Annotated in this window: 16 protein-coding genes; 8 read left to right on the top strand and 8 right to left on the bottom strand. The window is 69.7% G+C overall.

Translation table 11 applies throughout. From position 1 onward, the window contains the following. The first annotated feature begins 223 nt into the window (after positions 1-223). From ABTU92_RS20400 to gltA, 6 genes are all read left to right on the top strand, one after another. Positions 224-1051, top strand: coding sequence for an outer membrane protein (locus ABTU92_RS20400; protein ID WP_408093462.1), 828 nt, complete (start codon positions 224-226; stop codon positions 1049-1051). Positions 1052-1404: 353 nt separating this feature from the next. Continuing rightward, positions 1405-4572 (top strand): excinuclease ABC subunit UvrA, encoded by a 3168-nt coding sequence (uvrA, locus tag ABTU92_RS20395; protein ID WP_408093461.1) that lies wholly within the window; start codon positions 1405-1407, stop codon positions 4570-4572. Between the two features lie 117 nt (positions 4573-4689). Then, the gene (locus ABTU92_RS20390; RefSeq protein WP_408093460.1) at positions 4690-5019 is read left to right on the top strand and encodes a hypothetical protein; all 330 of its coding nucleotides are present in this window, start codon (positions 4690-4692) and stop codon (positions 5017-5019) included. Between the two features lie 189 nt (positions 5020-5208). Then, positions 5209-5535: a DUF4258 domain-containing protein gene (locus tag ABTU92_RS20385; RefSeq protein ID WP_408093459.1), complete on the top strand. Its 327-nt coding sequence runs from the start codon at positions 5209-5211 to the stop codon at positions 5533-5535. Further along, entirely contained in the window at positions 5532-5747 is a 216-nt protein-coding gene (locus tag ABTU92_RS20380) for a hypothetical protein (RefSeq protein ID WP_408093458.1), read from the top strand. Before ABTU92_RS20385 ends, ABTU92_RS20380 begins: the two co-directional genes overlap by 4 nt. 331 nt (positions 5748-6078) lie before the next feature. Continuing rightward, entirely contained in the window at positions 6079-7383 is a 1305-nt protein-coding gene (gene gltA, locus ABTU92_RS20375; protein WP_408093457.1) for a citrate synthase, read from the top strand. A 40-nt stretch (positions 7384-7423) separates the two neighbouring features. Here the strand turns inward: gltA and ABTU92_RS20370 are convergent, their stop codons facing one another. Then, positions 7424-8392 carry a TIGR03557 family F420-dependent LLM class oxidoreductase gene (locus ABTU92_RS20370; protein ID WP_408093456.1) on the bottom strand — a complete coding sequence of 323 codons (969 nt, stop codon included), beginning with the start codon at positions 8390-8392 and terminating at the stop codon, positions 7424-7426. Positions 8393-8780: 388 nt separating this feature from the next. After that, positions 8781-9062: a DUF2312 domain-containing protein gene (locus ABTU92_RS20365; protein ID WP_408093455.1), complete on the bottom strand. Its 282-nt coding sequence runs from the start codon at positions 9060-9062 to the stop codon at positions 8781-8783. Positions 9063-9259: 197 nt separating this feature from the next. Here ABTU92_RS20365 and ABTU92_RS20360 point away from each other — a divergent pair, with 197 nt between their 5' ends. Further along, positions 9260-9568, top strand: coding sequence for a hypothetical protein (locus ABTU92_RS20360; protein ID WP_408093454.1), 309 nt, complete (start codon positions 9260-9262; stop codon positions 9566-9568). 150 nt (positions 9569-9718) lie between these two features. Here the strand turns inward: ABTU92_RS20360 and ABTU92_RS20355 are convergent, their stop codons facing one another. Beyond that, positions 9719-11977 (bottom strand): S8 family serine peptidase, encoded by a 2259-nt coding sequence (locus ABTU92_RS20355; protein WP_408093453.1) that lies wholly within the window; start codon positions 11975-11977, stop codon positions 9719-9721. Positions 11978-12198: 221 nt separating this feature from the next. Beyond that, positions 12199-12861: a hypothetical protein gene (locus ABTU92_RS20350; protein WP_408093452.1), complete on the bottom strand. Its 663-nt coding sequence runs from the start codon at positions 12859-12861 to the stop codon at positions 12199-12201. Between the two features lie 238 nt (positions 12862-13099). On the opposite strand from ABTU92_RS20350, the gene ABTU92_RS20345 reads away from it, so the two are divergent. Continuing rightward, the gene (locus ABTU92_RS20345) at positions 13100-13864 is read left to right on the top strand and encodes a potassium channel family protein (protein ID WP_408093481.1); all 765 of its coding nucleotides are present in this window, start codon (positions 13100-13102) and stop codon (positions 13862-13864) included. 335 nt (positions 13865-14199) lie between these two features. Here the strand turns inward: ABTU92_RS20345 and ABTU92_RS20340 are convergent, their stop codons facing one another. The 4 genes from ABTU92_RS20340 to ABTU92_RS20325 form a co-directional block, all read right to left on the bottom strand. Further along, positions 14200-14559, bottom strand: a complete 360-nt coding sequence (locus ABTU92_RS20340; protein WP_408093451.1) for a hypothetical protein — start codon at positions 14557-14559, stop codon at positions 14200-14202. Further along, a complete protein-coding gene (locus tag ABTU92_RS20335) occupies positions 14556-15257 on the bottom strand; it encodes a hypothetical protein (RefSeq protein WP_408093450.1) in 702 nt (233 codons plus the stop codon). Before ABTU92_RS20335 ends, ABTU92_RS20340 begins: the two co-directional genes overlap by 4 nt. Before the next feature lie 830 nt (positions 15258-16087). Further along, entirely contained in the window at positions 16088-16426 is a 339-nt protein-coding gene (locus tag ABTU92_RS20330) for a hypothetical protein (RefSeq protein ID WP_408093449.1), read from the bottom strand. Next, a complete protein-coding gene (locus ABTU92_RS20325) occupies positions 16426-18378 on the bottom strand; it encodes a phage tail tape measure protein (RefSeq protein WP_408093448.1) in 1953 nt (650 codons plus the stop codon). Before ABTU92_RS20325 ends, ABTU92_RS20330 begins: the two co-directional genes overlap by 1 nt. Between the last annotated feature and the right edge of the window lies 1 nt (position 18379).

The following is an 18379-nucleotide window of genomic DNA, read 5'->3' as shown; positions in this document are numbered from 1 at the left end:
GACGCCCGGTCGGGCTCGGTCGCCGCGCCTAGTCCAATCGGTATCGCCGATCCCCAAAGTCTTGTCCCGATGAGATTCTTGTTCTTTCAGTGCGACCCGGCGGGCTAGCCGTATGAGTGCACGGTCAACAATCGATGCACTCGAGGTTGTGGCGTAAATGTCACCATCCACAACCTGAATCGCGATACGGTACGGCATCGCTTCAATGAGAGGGGGGTTCTCCATGAAGAAGCTTCTGCTGGGTACGGTCGCTCTGATCGCGATCGCCGGGACTGCGAGCGCCGCCGACCTTCGGATGCCCGTGAAAGCTCCTCCGGTCATCGCTCCGGTGTTCTCGTGGACTGGCTGCTACATCGGCGGCTACGTCGGCGGCGCGTGGGCTGGAAACGACGCTGCCGCTTACGACTACGGTGTGTCGGGCGTCGCGAACGGCTTCGCCAATTCGGCCTACAATAACTTTTACGATCATGGCTGGTCGTACAAGCACGATTCGAGCTTCATCGGTGGCGGCACGGTGGGCTGTAACTGGCAGCCGGTCGGTTCGCCGTGGGTGCTCGGCCTCGAAGGCGAGATTGGCTACATGAGCATCTCGGGGTCCGCTATCGATCCCGTTGCGCGGAACGCCGCTGGCCTTGGCTTGGACACCGTTGCGAGCAGCAAGATCGGTGACTGGTACGGCATGATCACTGGCCGGCTCGGCTACGCGTTTGATCGCGCGCTCATCTATGTCAAGGGCGGCGTGGCCTTTGTGGATACCGAGTGGTCGGTGGTTGACGGATGCACGACCGGGACTTGCAGCCCGTGGACAGTCAATGCCGGTGGCAGTTCCACCAAGGCAACCTGGACGGTCGGCGGCGGCCTCGAGTATGCGTTCGACATGAACTGGAGCATCAAGGCCGAGTACATGTTTATCGGCCTCGACGAGACCGAAACCAGCTGCGGCACGGCCGTCGGGCCGACGGCGAACCCGTTCTGCTTCAGCCACGACCTGCCCGGCATCCACACCGCCAAGGTCGGCCTGAACTACCGCTTCGGCGGCGCGCGCTACTGATCGCCGCGCTCTGACGGCTGCTCCGGTCCCAGTGGGAGCCCCGAACCTCGGTTCGGGGCTTCTGCTGTTTCGGGGGGCTGTTTCGGGGGGCCCGCCCCAATGAACCACCGCTGGACCGCGCCGGCGGCGCGATCGTATCGCCGTCGAATGCGATCGCTGTTGACAACCGCCGGGGTGCTGGCGAAACCGCTCCGTTCTCATTAAGTTCTGGTGCGCGGCGCGACGGCCGGCCTTCCGACCCGGGCTTCGCGCACCATATCCTGCACGTCGCAGCGTGCAGATCCTCGCGTGAACGTCTCCACCCCCGTGGGCCGGGTTCCGTACCGCCCGACACTGACCGAACCCGGTGACCGATGGCCGATCTGTTCGACAAGCCGCGCCGCCCCGACGGGCGGGTGATCTCCATCCGCGGCGCCCGCGAGCACAACCTCAAGAACGTCGACGTCGACCTGCCGCGCGACAAGCTCGTCGTCTTCACCGGCCTGTCGGGCTCGGGAAAATCGTCGCTCGCCTTCGACACCATCTATGCCGAGGGGCAGCGCCGCTACGTCGAGTCGCTGTCGGCCTATGCGCGCCAGTTCCTCGAGATGATGCAGAAGCCGGACGTCGACCAGATCGACGGCCTCTCGCCCGCCATCTCGATCGAGCAGAAGACCACCTCCAAGAACCCGCGCTCGACGGTCGGCACCGTCACCGAGATCTACGACTACATGCGCCTCCTGTGGGCGCGGGTCGGCGTGCCCTACTCGCCGGCGACCGGCCTGCCGATCGAGAGCCAGACCGTGTCGCAGATGGTCGACCGGGTGATGGCGCTGCCGGAGGGGACGCGGCTCTATCTGCTGGCGCCGCTCGTGCGCGGCCGCAAGGGCGAGTACAAGAAGGAGCTGGCCGAGCTCCTCAAGAAGGGCTTTCAGCGGGTCAAGATCGACGGCGCCTACCACGAGATCGCCGCGGCGCCAGCGCTCGACAAGAAGTTCAAGCACGACATCGACGTGGTGGTGGACCGCATCGTCGTGCGCCCCGACATCGCGACGAGGCTCGCCGAATCCTTCGAGACGGCGCTTAAGCTCGCCGACGGCATCGCCGTGGTGGAGTTCGCGGACAAGCCGCCCGCTGCACTGCCGGTGGCCGCATCCTTCGAGACGCGCTCTTCGAGCGCTCCTCAGGATGAGGGGCGGGGTGGGAGCGACGGGAAGCGCGGCAAGAAGGCCCTTTCCCCTCGTCCTGAGGAGGCGCGAAGCGCCGTCTCGAAGGACGCGGCCGAGGCGCCGGCCAAGAGCGGCGACGCCAAGACGACCAAGCTCGCCGCGGCCGCGGCCTCGGACGCCAACCGGCTGGTGTTCTCCGAAAAGTTCGCCTGCCCGGTGTCGGGCTTCACGATCTCCGAGATCGAGCCGCGGCTGTTCTCGTTCAACTCGCCGCACGGCGCCTGCCCGGCCTGCGGCGGCCTCGGCCTCGACCAGAAGATCGACCCCGACCTCGTGGTGCCGGACCGCGGCGTGTCGCTCAAGCGCGGCGCCGTCGCGCCATGGGCGAAGTCGTCGTCCCCCTATTACGGGCAGACGCTCGAGGCCTTGGCGAAGCACTACCGCTTCACGCTCGACACGCCGTGGAAGGATTTGCCCAAGCGCGCCCAGGAGGCGATCCTGTACGGCTCCGGCGAGGACGAGATCAAGTTCGTCTACGACGACGGCATGCGGGCCTACACGACCCACAAGCCGTTCGAGGGCGTCGTCAACAATCTGGAACGGCGCTGGCGCGAGACCGACAGCGAGTGGGCGCGCGAGGAGATCTCGAAATATTTCACCGCCATCCCGTGCGCCTCGTGTGACGGTCACCGGCTGAAGCCCGAGGCCATGGCCGTGAAGGTCGACGGCCTGCATATCGGCGAGGTGTCGGCCCTCTCGGTGCGGCGCGCCGGCGCGTGGTTCGCGGCCCTGCCGAACAAGCTCAACGCCAAGCAGATCGAGATCGCCACCCGCATTCTCAAGGAGATCCGCGAGCGCCTCGCCTTCCTCAACGACGTGGGCCTCGACTATCTGACGCTGGCGCGCGCCTCCGGCACGCTGTCGGGCGGCGAGAGCCAGCGCATCAGGCTCGCCTCGCAGATCGGCTCCGGCCTCACCGGCGTCCTCTACGTGCTGGACGAGCCGTCGATCGGCCTGCACCAGCGCGACAACGCGCGGCTGATCGAGACACTCAAGCGACTTCGCGACCTCGGCAACACCGTGATCGTGGTCGAGCACGACGAGGACGCGATCCGCACCGCCGACTGGGTGCTCGACATCGGTCCCGGCGCTGGCATCCACGGCGGAAAGATCGTCTCGCAGGGCACGCCGGACCAGCTGATGGCCGACCCGAAGTCGGTGACGGGCCAGTACCTCACCGGCGCGCGATCGATCCCGATCCCGCCGCGCCGGGGGCCGGACTCCCGGCGCGTCGTGCGCGTCGTCGGAGCGCGCGGCAACAACCTGAAAAACGTCTCGGCCGACATCCCGCTCGGCCTGTTTACCTGCATCACCGGCGTCTCGGGCGGCGGAAAGTCGACGCTGCTAATCGATACGCTGTTCAAGGCCGTCGCCCGAAAGCTGCACGGGGCCGCCGAGGCCCCTGCCCCGCACGAGCGCATCGAGGGGCTGGAGCACATCGACAAGATCATCGACATCGACCAGTCGCCGATCGGCCGCACGCCGCGCTCGAACCCGGCCACCTACACGGGCGCGTTCACGCCGATCCGCGAGTGGTTCGCCGGGCTGCCGGAGGCGAAGGCGCGCGGCTACGAGCCCGGGCGCTTCTCGTTCAACGTCAAGGGCGGCCGCTGCGAGGCCTGCCAGGGCGACGGCGTGATCAAGATCGAGATGCACTTTCTGCCGGACGTCTACGTCACCTGCGATGTGTGCAAGGGCAAGCGTTACAATCGCGAGACGCTCGACGTCACGTTCAAGGGCAAGTCGATCGCCGACGTGCTCGACATGACGGTCGAGGAAGGCGCCGAGTTCTTCAAGGCGGTGCCGCGGGTGCGCGAGACTCTCAAGACGCTGCATCGCGTCGGGCTGGACTACATAAAAATTGGCCAGCAGGCGACCACGCTGTCAGGTGGTGAGGCGCAACGCGTGAAACTCGCCAAGGAGCTGAGCAAGCGCGCGACGGGCCGCACCCTGTATATCCTCGACGAGCCGACGACGGGCCTGCACTTCCAGGACGTCGAGAAGCTCTTGGAAGTGCTGCACGAGCTGGTCGCCCAGGGCAACACGGTCGCCGTGATCGAGCACAATCTCGAGGTGATCAAGACCGCCGACTGGATCATCGACCTCGGCCCCGAAGGCGGCGACGGGGGCGGCGAGATCGTCGCGGTGGGAACGCCCGAGGACGTGATCAAGGAGAAGCGGAGTTACACGGGGCAGTTTTTGAAGCCGGTGCTGGAGCGCAAGCCGGTCTCGACCGGTGCGACAGCGACGGGGCGCGGCGCGGCCGCCGCGGGGAACGGACGGCGGCGGAAGGGCGCGCAGGCGGCGGAGTGAGCGTCTTCGTAGCCCAGGACGAACCAAACGATACTCGGGGGCGGCTTCGCGTTACAACTTCTAGAAGAGTTGTCGGCATTGGGCTAACATCGTCCAGGTCTATCAAGGTCGAGCACCATGACCGACTACGTGACCCGCACCGAGTTCGAGCAGCTCGCCGCACGCGTCGACATCGTCGAGCGCGAGGTCGACGGCGAGAAGATGGTGACCCGCCATGTGCTCACCGAGACGCGCCGCAACTCCGACGATCTCGCGGCCATCAAGACGCGCCTCGACCGGATGGAACTAAAGCTCGACGACCTCGGCCGGAAGGTCGAGGAGGTCGCCGGGGAGCTGAACGGGAAAGTTACAAGTATCGACGGCAAGATCTCCGGCCTCGCCGCCACCCTGCCCGGCCTGATCGCCGACACCATGCGCGAGGTCTTGAAGGAGTGCGACGGACGGTGAGCCGCTCCTAGCACAGCAAGCGTAGCCCGGTTCGTCGTGCATCGTAGCCCGGCTGGAGCGCAGCGACAGCCGGGGTGAGCGTCACCGCGAGTCCGGACGTCGCCGGGAGGCCGGTCCTGCACTTCGCTTTTGTGCTTGCCGGTCACGATCTACGCTATTCTCGTTGCGCCGAGCAGGGATGGCCGCGGCATGAGCGAGATCCTGAGGCGAGTCCAGACGCTGGTCCTCGCCGGCGATTGGCTCGCCTCCGAGCACGGCTATGGCGAGCTGTCGGCGGATGATATCGTAGCGACCGTGGTGGTCGACGGCATTGCCGAGGCGGTGGCGGTCGAGGAGTATGGGGATCGGCACCGTGGTCCGAGCGTTCTGACCCTGCAGCGGGACCAGGATGGGCGCCCCATTAACGTTGTCTGGGCCATCCCTGCCGGTCAGCGGCGTCCGGCCGTCCTGGTGACGGCTTACAGGCCGGATCCGGCGCGTTGGGATGCGGACCTCAAGGTGCGGAGACCGAAATGACCCGCAAACGGACCAAGCTGGTTCAGGTCGGAAAATACGCGGCCGAGGTCGAGGTCGAGCTGATCGAGGACGATACCGCCTGGTCGCCATATCTCTCGCCGGCCGATGTGACCAAGCTCGATGCCGTCCGGCTCGCGCTGCGCCGCGGCGACCTTGGCGCTGCGGAGGCCTATGGGACGGTGTTCGAACTCGTCCCGGTGAAGCAATCATAGGGCGTTGCCGGGAGGCAAAGCGCTGCCGCGGGCACCCCCGTCCCGCATTTCGCTTCGCTCCATGCGGGCCACGGGCTACCGCGGTTCCCACCGCCATGCCCCCGCTCCACCCCTCCCGCACCGCAGCATCCGGCCTGCGACACTCCTGCCTCCCACCTTGGCAGCGGCCCGCGGGCGGGTAAGATGCCGGCTGCTTCGACCGGCGGTCGCGGGCTCCGGGCCGGCTCTTCGCCCGACAGATGTCCCGCCCCGACCTTCCGCGTCCACACCGCGTCTCACGATCGAATTTGTCTTCCGTATCGCCGTCAACCGTTCAGGATGGACCTCGAAAATGGCCGCTGACCAGGGTGCGCACGCGCAGACCGGGACTCTCGAGATCGACGGCAAGACCTTCAAGCTTCCGCTGCGGCACGGCACCGCCGGGCCCGAGGTGGTCGACATCGGCAAGCTCTACGGCCAGGCCGGCCTCTTCACCTACGACCCCGGCTTCACCTCGACGGCGGCCTGCGAGTCCAAGATCACCTATGTGGACGGCGAGGCCGGCCGCCTGCTCTATCGCGGCTACGCGGTCGAGGATCTGATCGCCCGCGGCGATTTTCTGGAGACCTGTTATCTGCTGCTCTACGGCGAGCTGCCGACCGTGAAGCAGAAGCACGACTTCGACGACAAGGTCACGCGCCACACCATGGTGCACGAGCAGATGGTGCGCTTCTATCAGGGCTTCCGGCGCGACTCGCACCCGATGGCCGTGATGGTCGGCAGCGTCGGCGCGATGTCGGCCTTCTATCACGACTCCACCGACATCGCCGATCCTCACCAGCGGATGCTCGCCTGCATCCGCATGATCGCCAAGATGCCGACCATCGCGGCGATGGCGCACAAGTACACGACCGGCCAGCCCTTCGTGTACCCGAAGAACGACCTCTCCTACGCCGGCAACTTCCTGCGCATGTGCTTCTCGGTGCCGTTCGAGGAGTATCAGGTCAACGAGGTGCTGGCCCGCGCCATGGACAAGATCTTCATCCTGCACGCCGACAACGAGCAGGGTGCGTCGACCTCGACGGTGCGGCTCGCCGGCTCGTCGGGCGCGAACCCCTTCGCCTGCATCGCGGCCGGCGTCGCCTGCCTGTGGGGGCCGGCGCACGGCGGTGCCAACGAGGCGGCGCTGAAGATGCTGGCGACCATCGGCAAGCCGGAGCGCATCCCGGAGTTCATCGCGCGGGCGAAGGATCCGGACGACCCGTTCCGCCTGCTCGGCTTCGGCCACCGCGTCTACAAGAGCTACGATCCGCGCGCCGCGCTGATGCGCGACATCTGCCGCGAGGTGCTGGCCGAGACCGGCGGCGACCCGCTGTTCGACGTGGCGCTCGAGCTCGAGCGCGCCGCCATGGCGGACGAGTATTTCGTCGAGAAGAAGCTGTTCCCCAATCTCGACTACTATTCGGGCCTGACGCTGCGCGCGATGGGCTTCCCGCCCGCCATGTTCACGGCCGTGTTCTCGCTCGCCCGCACGGCCGGCTGGATCGCCCAGTGGATGGAGATGATCGCCGATCCGAGCCAGAAGATCGGCCGGCCGCGCCAGCTCTACACGGGCGCGACGCGCCGCGAATACGTGCCGGTCGCCAAGCGCGGCTGACGGAGGGCGGCCCGCCGTGGCGCACGCTCGCGCCCCGTCGTCACGCCGCCTGCTTCTGCCTGAGAGCGGGCGCGAGCTCGCGACGGAAGACGTCACAAAACTCCTTCTGCTGCGGGCCGATCTGGGTCAGCACGATGTGGTCGAAGCCGGCGTCGACGTACTTGCCGATGGCCTTCAGATGCGCGTCGATCGACGGCCCGCAGCTCACGACCTCGGCGATGTCGTCGGGCGTGACGCTCTCGCTCGCTGCGGCGAAACCTTCGGGATCCGGCAGCTCGGCCATCACGGGCCAGCCCGTCGCCGACCAGCGGAAGTACGTGTGCGCCGTCTGCTTCGCCTCGTCCTCGCTGCGCGCCCAGCAGACCGAGACCTCGCAGTAGCGCGGCCCCCGCCCGCCCGCCGTGTCGTAGGCCTCGACCAGCGCCGGATCGGCGTCGGTCGCCATCAGGCCGTCGGCCTTCTCGCCGGCGAGCGCCGCAGCCTTCGGCCCACCGGCCGCCAGCACCACCGGCACCTTGCGGTCCGGCCGGTCGAACAGCTTCGCGTGGTCGAGCACCAGATGGCGGCCGCGATAATTGGTCAGCGTGCCGTCGAGAAGCCCCTGGATGATGTCGAGCGCTTCCGAGAGCCGCTCCTGCCGCTCGACGCGGCCCGGCCATCCGGCGCCCGTCACGTGCTCGTTGAGCCGCTCGCCGGCGCCGAGCCCGAGCGTGAAGCGGCCGTCGCTGAGCAGCGCCACGGTGGCGGCACCCTGCGCCACGATCGCCGGATGATACCGGAAGGTCGGGCAGGTCACGGCCGTCATCAGGCCGAGCCGCTCGGTCGCCTGGGCGACGGCGCCGAGCACCGACCAGGCGAGCGGCGCATGGCCCTGCTCGTCGAGCCACGGGAAGAAATGGTCGGAGATCGCCGCGAAGTCGAAGCCGGCCGCCTCGGCGACCGTCGCGTTGCGGACCAGATCCTTCGGTCCGTGCTCCTCGGACATCAGCTTGTAGCCGAGCTTGATCATGTCGGTCGCGCCTGTCGTGTGAACGGAAGTCGGCGCGGTCGTCCGCACCGCTCTGCCAACGCGCTCGACAGGCCGGGGTTCGCGCGACCGCGCGTGCTCCACCCGAGTACCGACGCACGCCCCCCGAAGGAGGGCTCGTGTCCCGGGCGCGGCGCGACGCGACCCGGGACCCAGGGCGATCGAACACGGTCGTCGCCGTGCCGCCCGTCGTGCGGCCGGTCGTGCCGCCGGTCGTGCCGCTTCCTGGGCCCCGGCTCTGCGGCGCATCCGGCCTGCGGCCTGCCGCGCCTCGTCCGGGGCACGCGGCCGAAAGGCGCGCCCGAAAAATAGAAATCCCCGGCCGGGCCGGGGATTTCGCCGTTTCTGCAGACGCCTCGAGCCGAACTGGTCAGGCCGCCTTCTTCTTGGCGCCCGGGGTGGCCGCGTTGGTGATGGCCGTCAGGTAGAGGTCGAGCAGCGTCTCGCGCTCGTCCCGCTCCTTCTGGTCCTGCTTGCGGATGCGGAGGACCTCGCGAAGGATCTTCACGTCGAAGCCGTTGCCCTTGGCCTCGAGGAAGATCTCCTTCTTGGCCTCGTTCAGCGCCTTGATCTCCTCGTCGATGGTCTCGATGCGCTCGATGATCGTGCGCAGCTGATCGCCGGCGATACCCGTGACGTCCGAACCGCTCATGGTTTACTCCTGGTCAACGCGACCCCTAAAAACTGCGCGATCCGGGGCCATCCGGCAAGCCGCGCTCCGCTCTGTGGTTGACGTTTTACTAACGCTCGACGACCCTGATCGCCGGCGACGTCGCACCGGCATCGCCGGCGACGCATGGTGCATGGCGTCGCCGCCGCGCCCTCCCCGCAAGCCCTCGGCGAGCCCCCATGACCCAGCCCATGACCGATCTGATCACGAGAGAAGAGTTCGACCTGCTCGCGGCCCGCATCGGCATCGTCGAGCGCGAGGTCGACGGCGAGAAGCTGGTGACGCGTCACGTGCTCGCCGAGGCGCGGCGCACCAGCGACCGGGTCGCGGCGCTCGAGGCGCGGATCGAGCGGATGGAGCGGAAGGTCGACGACATCGGCCGCCGCCTCGCCGAGCTCGACGGCAAGGTAACGGTGCTCACCACCACGCTGCCCGGCATCGTCGCCGACGCGCTGCGCACGGCGCTGCGCGACCGCGACGGACGGTGAGGCACCGCGCGGTTTCCGATCGTGATGAACCGGACTCGACGTCCGCTCGTCCCCGCGAAGGCGCTCCGGGATGCACACGTCGCACGTCACGCATGAGAGCGGCATGCGCGTGCTCGCCCTCGACACTCGCCCTCGCGACTGGGCCGCGCCTCAGGGAACGGCCCGGCCCGTCGCAGCGGCCGGCCGCGGCGCCGTGCGGGTGCTGCTCGGCACCGGCGTCGCCGCGGCGGCCGCAGCGGCCGGGGTCTTCGGCTTGGCCGGCGTGCCGGAGGCGACGGCCGGCTCCTCCGGCATCTCCGGCTCGTAGGTGAGCGCCTTGACCGGATCGACGAGGCCGGCGCCGGTCTCGGTCTCGCTCGTGCCGGTGATCGGCGCGGCGCTGCCGACCAGGATGGCCCGCACCTCGTCCGGGGTGAGGTCCGGCCGCTTCTCCAGCACCAGCGCGACGACGCCACTGACATGGGCGGCGGCGATCGAGGTGCCGGTGGTGAGCTGATAGGCGCCGCCGGGCGCCGGGGCGAGGATGTCGACGCCGGGCGCCGCCACGGCGAGGTGCTTGCCGCGGTTCGCCTGGGGGAGCGGCGCGTCGCCCCGGTCGGTCGCCGTCACGGCGATGACGTTCGGGTCGGCGGCCGGATAGAGCGGCGGCGAGGTCGGCCCGGCATTGCCGGCGGCGGCGACCAGCACGATGCCCTTGTCGTAGGCCTCCTGCAGCTTGCGCTCGATCATCACGTCGTGCGGACCGGCGAAGCTCATGTTGATGACCCGCACGCCGCGCCGCATGGCGTGGTCGATCCCCTTCAGGATCTGGAACGTGGTCGCCTCCGGGGCCGTGCTGCGCTCGTCGAACGCCTTCACGGCGACGATCGAGGCGTCGGGCGCGATCCCGCGCAGCCGATACCGTGCCAAAATGGCGCCGGCCATGCCGGTGCCGTGCAGATGCGGCTTCGCCGCCGTGCCGCTCGGATCGAAGCGCTCGGTGACGGCGCCGTGCATGTCCGGGTGACGGGCGTCGACATCGGAGTCGATCACGGCGATCGCGACGTTGCGGCCGCGCGCCTGCGCATGCGCCTCCACGAGCTTGAGCTTCTCGATGACGTACTGGCCGGGATCGCCGGGCGGCAGCGGCTGCTCGGTCGCCGCCGCGGCGGCCGGCTCCGGCGCGGCGGGCGCGGCGGCCGGAGAGACCGGCGTCGCCGGCGCGATGGTGACGGCGGGCGTGGCCGGCACGGCCGGCCGAGCCGCCGGCACGGCGTCCGCCTGATGGAGCCGATAGACATAGTTCGGCTGCGCCGCGGCGACGACCTGCTCGCGCTCGAGATTGCGGATCACGTCGCGGACGTCGCGGCCGTCGGCAGTGCGGAAGTGGTAGAGCGTGCGGCCCGCCCCCGCGAAGCCGTGCGACGCCATCATGGTGATGCCGTGCTTGCGGGCGGCCGCCTCGATCTGGGCGCGCGGCACCGTGTCGGCGACCTGGACGACGACCTCGCGCGGGATGAAGCGGGTCTCGTTCTGCGGCGGCAGTCCCGAATAGAGGCGCTCGTGCGCGGTGCGGCCGATGCCGAGCCCGGGCGGCGGCCCGACCGGACGCGGCGGCGGCACGTAGAAGCGATGCCGCATGCCGGCCCAGGCGGCGGCCGCCGGCGACCGGAACCCGCGATAGGGACCGACGCCCGCCCCGCCGGGACGGCCCGGTCCGGCGAAGCCGGGGCCACCGAAGCCCGGGCGACCCGGCGCGCCAAGTCCCGGGCGGCCCGGGCCGACCGGACGGATCGTCGCGAGCCCGGCGCCGCGGGGTGGCCGGATCTCGGGCCGGCCCGGACCGGGCGCGGCGAAGCTCGGGCGGCCGCCGGGGCCGGTCCGCGGGCCGAGGGCGGCGCCCCCGCCGACTCCCTGAGCACCGGCACCCGGCCCGGCGGCCCCGAGACCCGCACCACCCGGCCGGGCGGCATTGCGCGGCAGCGCGGCGCCCGCGGCGGGCGCGAGCCCCGGCCGATGGACGCCGGGAGCTGCGACGGCCGGGCGCCCGGCGAACGGTCGCCCGCCAAAAGCCCGTCCGCCGAAGCGGCCCGGCGCGTAGCCGGGCGGCGGCCCGTAGGGCTGTCCGACGGCCGCCGGGGCGCCGGGCGGCCCCTGCACGGCCGCCGGCCGCGGCATGGCCGCTGGCCGCTGTGCGGTGGGCGGCGGAAGGAAACGCTGCTGTCCCGGATAGGCGCGCGGCGGCGGCGTCGGGGCGGCCCGGAGCGGCCGGGTCGCGCCCGGACGGTCGCGCGGGTCGAAGCGCGGGTCGGCCGGCTGCGCCGCCGCGCCGAGCCCGCCGATCCCGGTCAGCACCGCCGCAAACGCCAAAAGCCGGAGCGCCTCGCGGCCCCCGGCCCTCAAAATCCCCCGCACCGGACCCGTCGTCACGACCCCTGCCCTGCCGTCTCGCCGCGGCCCGCGCGGCCGCCCTGTCGTCGATCGGCCGACCATGCGCCGAGATTGTGACGACGGCGGGCCGCCATCGTGTCGGGCGGCAGGCGTCCGGCAGATCGTCAGAGCGGATCGTCAGGGCGGATCGTCAGGGCAGGATCGTCAGGGCAGGATCGTCAGGGCAGGATCGTCAGGGCCTGGACTTCAGCGCGAGGACCTCACGGCTCCGGCCGCAGCACGTCGCGGCCGGCGAGCAGCACCTGGACGAGACCGCCCTCGCCGGTCGTGCAGGCGACCGATCCGCCGCGGAAGAACTCGGCGCGCAGCTCGGGCTTTACCTCGTCGAGCCAGCGGCTCTGCCGCAGCGCCACCCGGGCCTGCGCCGAGCCGTTCCAGCCGCGCCGCGCCAGGACCTCGCCCGCCACCGTCGCGACGGCGCCGTCGTCGACGATCATGCGGCCGGCATGCACGTCGCCGCCGATGTGCAGGAAGCCCTCCTCGCCGGTCGCCACCACGAGGTCGGCCGTGACGTTGCGGTCGACGACGAGGTCCATGGCGCCGACCGCGACGGCGCGGCAATGCAGGCTGCCGCGCACCCACAGGAAGCCGGGCCGCGCGCCGGCGCGCCGGCTGACGATGGCCCCGAACAGCTCGAGATCGCCGTCGACCACGATGCCGGCGACGCTCGCGGCGACCATCCCGTCCATGTCGAGGTCGCCGGCCGAGACGGCGTGATTGCCGGCATAGCGCACCACCAGCAGCGACGGCCGCGGCGACGCGATGACGATATCGTCGAGCGTCGTGCGGTCGCCGAAATGGGCGTCGAGATCGAGCCCTTCGCGCGCCTCGTCGAGCGGAACCGAGATGAAGCCGAAAGCCATGCCGTCCCCATGGCGGTTGGAACCGTGGGGATTGGTCGCCGCGAATTCGTCCGAGGTTCAGGTTCGGGCCGGCGCGGCCGTGCCGGAGCCCCCGGAGATGGCCGCGACTTCGCCTCGGCCCGGCCGCCTGCTACCATACCCTCAGGAGCGCCCCTTGACCCCCGACACGCCCGTCCCCACCCCGTCACGTTCGAAGAGCCGCCTCGCTGCCAGCCGCCGCCTCGGCGGCCCGCGCCGGCTGATCGCATGGCTGCGCGACCTCTACGAGGCCGACACGCCGGAGGCGCACCGCTTCCGCTACGTGCTGCTCGGGTTCGATCTCGTCACGGTGCTGTTCATCGTGGTGACGTCGTTCCTGCCGCGCACCGATCTGGTCGAGCGGCTGGACGTTCTGTTCGGGATCGTCATCCTGGTCGACTTCGTGGTGCGGCTGACGATCTCGCGGCGGCCGCTGCGCGACCTCCTGCATCCGGCGACCTGGGCGGACATCGCCGCCATCGTCTCGTTCCTGGCACCGCTGGTCGGCGAAGGCGCCGGCTTCCTGCGGGTGCTGCGCACCGTGCGGCTCCTGCACACCTATCAGCTGCTCGCGCGACTGCGCGTCGACAGCCCGTGGTTCCGCCGCAACGAGGAGGTGATCCTCGCCACGGTCCACCTCAGCGTGTTCATCTTCGTGATGACGGGACTCGTCTACGAGACCCAACACGCGACCAATCCGGCGATCGCCAACTACGCCGACGCGCTCTACTTCACCGTGACGGCGCTGACCACCACGGGCTTCGGCGACATCACGCTGCCCGGCACGTCGGGCCGGCTGATCTCGGTCGTGATCATGATCCTCGGCGTGACGCTGTTCTTCAACCTGGCGCGCGCGCTGCTGCAGCCGACCAAGGTGCGCTTCACCTGCCCCAATTGCGGCCTGATGCGTCACGACCCCGACGCCGTCCACTGCAAGGCCTGCGGCGTCGTCCTCAACATCCCGGACGAGGGGCAGCGGTTCTGAGGCGGCGACGCGCTGCGGCGGACGGCCGCGATGAGCGACGGCGCCGAGAACCTTGACGCCCCGCCGAAAGCGCGAAACAAGAGCCCGCCCATAGCGGCATCGGACGGGTGGCCGAGCGGTTGATGGCAGCGGTCTTGAAACGCGCTTGCCGCTGTACCACTCAGTCCCTAGTCGTGACGATCTGTCCCGCTCTCTAGGGAAATCAGAAGCCACACATCACACTGCATACTAAGCCGTGCCGAACAATCACAGTCAGTTTGGGTCCAGAGTTGGGACCAAGAAGATAGGGCCGCCCCTGAGGGCGGCCCCCTTGCTTTGCTGACGCGGTTCAAAGGTCAGGCGTCGGCCGCCGCTCCAACCGTCCTCTCGGCATCCGGGCACGGATGAAGCATCCGAAACAGCTCGCCCCGCGCTTCGCTGAGCCGCTGGCCAGTCGCCTTCAGTGTCCACGCAACCCGATTGAAAGCCGCGGCAACGTCCCCTTCGAGATCGTCACCAGACGCCATGATCATAAACACGGTCGCGAATTCGGACACCGCCGCGACGTCGTCCTCTATCTTGCAAACGATATCCCAGGCCGTGAGCTCGCCACGGGCGATCCGGTCCTGGCGGTCGTCAATGAAGCGGGTGACCTTCTCGTAGAGAGCCTCGCCCTCGGCCATCTCGCTGGGAATGCTGAGGGGTTCGCGGCTCATGACAGCGCCTCACCAGGATTACCGAGGATCCGCATCACGGCCTCGGCCAACGCCGGCCCGAGGACAACGCCGGCGAGTTCCGGGGATGCCGATTCGCTGAGCGCCCGTGCGATCCGCGCAAGCACCAGGATGCCTGCGGCTGTCGCCGGAGCGATGGAACTAGCTTGCTCGGCCAGCGTCTTGATGACGTCCGTTGCAGCCTGCAGCTCCGCGCTCGCGACCGGCAGCCCCGACAGCTCGATCGCGTACGAGCGGGCATCCTCGTGCTGCCTCGCGAGCACGAAGAGACGCCGCACATGCCGGCCCGCCCGCGATCTCAGGGACGACGGCAGCCATCCGCCCGCCATACCTTCGGAGAGCAAATGGGCGGAGTACATGCCTCTGGTCGGATTCCGGAGGTCTCGACCCTCGATGTCGCGCTCTCCCTCCCAGCACCTCCATAGCCCCCTGACAGGCCCCGGACGGCTTCCGTCGAAGACGAGATCGGCCGGCACGGACGGGCAGAGCGCTTCGGCACGAGCGCGCGCCGCGGTTTTGGCGGTGGCGGCCGCGCGCCAAGCATCGAGCGCTGGACCGATCCGCTTGCCGAGTGCGACCAGCTCCGCCGCCTCAGGAGCGGCCGGGTCCGCCGGCACGGCCGCGGCGGCGGCGAGCGGAACGGCGCCGGCGAGGGCGGCGGCGGGGACAATGGCGTTCATGAAAAATCTCCGGGTGGGTAATACTTTCACGCCAGCCACAGCCCGGCCGGCTGGCACATCGTGCGCCGCGCTGGCTCCGCCGTCGCTGCTTCGGAGCGTACCTGTGTGGCCTTGGTAAACGCCGCCGGGAGCGTTGGGGGACGCGAGTTGGTCGCCCGCGGCAACAGGTACGCCCCCGCAGGTGCCCTCGGGCGCTCTGCGCGGGGTAGTCGAATGTCCGATGGTCATGGTGGTGCTCACAGGTAACGGCCTCTCACAGCCGCGCCCGGTGGCGGACCGGGCAGCCGGGGGGTGAGAGCCAGCCTGTGAGACTGGTGCGCCGGTTTTAGACCCGAAGGCCCTGGACAGAACGGCACGCCCCGGCCATAGTTCGCCGGTCGGAGCCGCGCCGCCAAGCGCGTCCGTCGACCTCCCGTCTGACGGGGAGGTCAGTTCAGCCGCCGCCCGACGCTTGCAGGCGCCAGGGCAATTCCTTGCAGGGAATGCGGCCTATCACAGGTCCGGGCTCTCACACCCAACGGACACTGTGCACTGCTTCGCCTAACCGATCAATAACCGCGCAGCGCCCCTCACAGGGCGCGGTCGCGCGCGCCCTCCCTCCCCGCCCGCGGGGCGGATCGACGCGACCCTCCCGCTCCACCACCTTAGCTCCCGAGAAACAGGCTGAAGAGATCGGCGGTCGCCGCGCCCGGGCGCCAAGCCGGCGGACCCGGCGCCCACTCCGGGGAAATTCCCCGTACTGATTGTGCATCGGTGAGCCGGCCAACGCCCGAAGGCGCTGGCCGGCCCTGCCCTGCCGGTACATCCGCGGCCAGGGCGATCGGGAAACGTCAGGAGGTTGGCCTGGTGGCCGCGCGTGCTTCGCGCACAGCGTGCGTGATCGCGTTCGTCAGGCGAATGCGTGCGGCCTCGTCGGAAAGCCGCCGCGCATCCCGCGTCGCCTGCTCGACGGTCGCCATCAGCGCGTCGAGCGCGCCGCGCGTCGTGATCAGATCAGCCTCGATGGCAGCAGAGCGCGACAGGGCCATGTCGAGAGCTGTCGCCATGGTGCCGAGCAGCTCGATCAGTTCGGTGCGGTTCTCGTCGGCCGCGAGATAGGCGACGCGGTCGCGCCATTCGCGGCCGACCTGGTCAGCCGCCGGCGCCGATGCGGTCGAGTTCGTATCCATCACGGAATCCCCTGCTCGGCGGTGCCGCGCCGCACGCCGGCGCCGGCGCCGATGCCGCCTGGGATGCTGATCGCCGGCGAGACCTTCATCCCGTTGATGCGCGAGAGCGTCGCGGCGAGCTGTTCGGCGGTGGCCAGCGCCGAGCGCAGCGGTGCGACGTCGACCTGCGGAGCCGCACGCGCGGCCCCCAGCTCCTGCACGGCGCGCTTCGCCTCGCCGGCCTTCGCCGTCACGGCCTCGATCGCCCCGGTCTCGGCGCGCGGCGCGATCGGCGTCGCCGGCCGCACGCCGGCAGGAAGCGCTCGCGCCGGCGTGGTTGCCGATCCCGGCGCGATCGGCGTCGCCGGAGCAACGTCTTGCCGCGGTCCGAGCAGGGTCGGGTAGATGTCCCGGAACGTCTTCGCCTTCTTCACTGGCAGCGCGGCTGCGGGGGGCGGCTTCCGCGCTTCCACCTCGCCTTCGAGCACAGCGATCCGCTCCCGGAGCGCGTCGACGCGCCGGCTCGCGTCGCCGGGATCGCGGCCGAGGCCGGGGCGCTTGGCGTGCGTCGCCCGCGCCACGTCCAGATCCCGCTCGGCGATCAGAAGCTGTGCCTTCGCCTGGCGCAACTCGTCGGCATACTTAGTCCGGGTCAGCCGCCGCTTCAGCTCGTCGACGGTCTTCGGCGCGTCCTTGCTCTCGCCGAGCGCATCGGGTGCCTCGCCGCGCAGGCTCTTCAGCTTCGCCCCCACCATGTCGACGGTGGCGCCGAGGCCGTTGAACGACTTCGTCAGCTCGTCGAGGACACTGCCGACGCCGGCCGACCATCCGAGCGAACCCGCTGCGGCCGTGAAGTTGCTCCACGAGTCGCCGAGGCGCTGAACACCCGCGGCCGCATCGTTGGTGACGCGCTTCACATCCTGCATCGTCGTGCCGGCCGACGTGTTCCTGATCTCGGCCCGCAGCGTCTGGAACTCGCGCTTGAGGTTGATCAGCGCCGAGATCGCGTTGCGGCTGTCGATCTCACCAAAGAACTTCGGAAGCTGAGAAAGGTCGCCCTTGGTCACCTTTTCGGTCAGCTCGGTGATCACGTCGAGCACCGACCGCCCCTCGCGGCGGCCCTTCTTAAGGCCCTCTTCGAGGTCGACGCCGGCCTCTTTAAGGTTCTTCTGGACGTCTTTCGAATAGATCTTCGCGAGCAGATCACGCATGCCGTTGAAGGCATTCTCGGACGTGCCGGTCTGCTTGCGGATGATCTGCAGGCCGGCCGCGAGGTCGGCGAGGCTGTTGACGCCCTTCTGGCCCACGTTGCTCCACCCAGCGGCCAACTGCGGCATATACTGGGCCATATCCTTCAGTTCGAATTGGCCCTTTTTGCCGGCGAAGGCGAGCATGTCGAATGCCTTCTCCATCTCGCCGGCGGCGACCTTCAAGTTCATAGACAGCGCGCCCGACGTCTTCGAGATGTCAGACACCTCGGCGCCGCTCGCCTGCGCGGCGATCAGTATCGACCGCATCTGAGCGAGCGCGTCCGGCAGGCTGAAGCCCTGCGTGACGAGAGCTTCCAAGCCGCTGAATGCATCTTTTTGCCCGACACCGAACTCCGCCGCGAGGCCGTGCAGCATTGTGCGCGCGTCGGCGAGCTGCTTCGCCGTCGCCTCGGCTGTGATGCCGAGCCGCGTCCAGGAGCGATCGAGATCGGCGAAGTCCTTGTAGCCCTTTCCGGCCGTGCGCGCGGCCATGTAGCCGGCGCCGAGGCCGAGCAGCGCCCGGGTGCCGCCGGCGGCGAGCAGACCGCTGCCACCAGGCGCTTCGGCGCCCGGCCGCAGCATGTTGTAACGTCCGAGGTTGCGGACGCCGTTCATCGACCGCGCCTGGCGGTCGAGCCCCTTCAGCGCACCGGCTGCGGTGCGGGCGGGGCCGGAGACGCCGTCGACGAGACGGATGCGGAGAACGCCCTCGGCCGAGCCCATG

Origin of the sequence: Rhodoplanes sp. SY1, from assembly GCF_046000175.1 — a bacterium.
In the GTDB taxonomy this organism is placed as follows: domain Bacteria; phylum Pseudomonadota; class Alphaproteobacteria; order Rhizobiales; family Xanthobacteraceae; genus Rhodoplanes.
This window is presented reverse-complemented; position numbering and strand designations above follow the sequence as displayed.